This window comes from Salipiger pentaromativorans (assembly GCF_024721115.1).
Lineage (GTDB): Bacteria > Pseudomonadota > Alphaproteobacteria > Rhodobacterales > Rhodobacteraceae > Salipiger > Salipiger pentaromativorans.
Genome location: NZ_JAMDHK010000015.1, coordinates 96,029 through 96,506 on the forward strand (window position 1 = coordinate 96,029; position 478 = coordinate 96,506).

The following is a 478-nucleotide window of genomic DNA, read 5'->3' on the forward strand; positions in this document are numbered from 1 at the left end:
ATGTCGCTGAGTACTCGAAGCAGGAAAGCTTTTTCTAGCTCAGCGCTGCAGTGCAGCTTCTTGATAGGTCCCGTCGGCCGCAGCTATCATAACCTCATCCGCGGCCATCCATCCGTTGGAGATCAGAAACCTGCGAACCGCGTCGGGGGCCTCGGAATAGAGCACAAGCGCGAGGCTCTCTTCGGCCCGCGTGCAGGTAACGTAGAGCAAACGGCGGGTGCGCTCGATCGTGGTTTCTTCGCCCTGATCCGCCTTTTTCTGAGAGGCTGGGGACAGGCGCTTTACGTCAAACAGCGTCTCGTAGGAGGCAAGGCCCTTGAAGCGTGTGTGGGCGTCATCAGCGATCACCATGACCCGTGGAAATTCGAGCCCCTTGACCCCTTGGTGGGTGCCATAGGGGCTGCGATCTTCGACATAGGCGAGGTAGCGCGCCACCTGGGAAAACGGGGCATCAAGCGCCTGCGTCCAGGCCTCGGTG

General features: G+C 60.3%; 1 protein-coding gene. It reads right to left on the bottom strand.

The features are described 5' to 3' along the window. Positions 1-39: 39 nt before the first annotated feature. A partial coding sequence (locus tag M4578_RS19530) for a P-loop NTPase family protein (RefSeq protein ID WP_476748716.1) occupies positions 40-478 on the bottom strand: 439 nt, incomplete at its 5' end.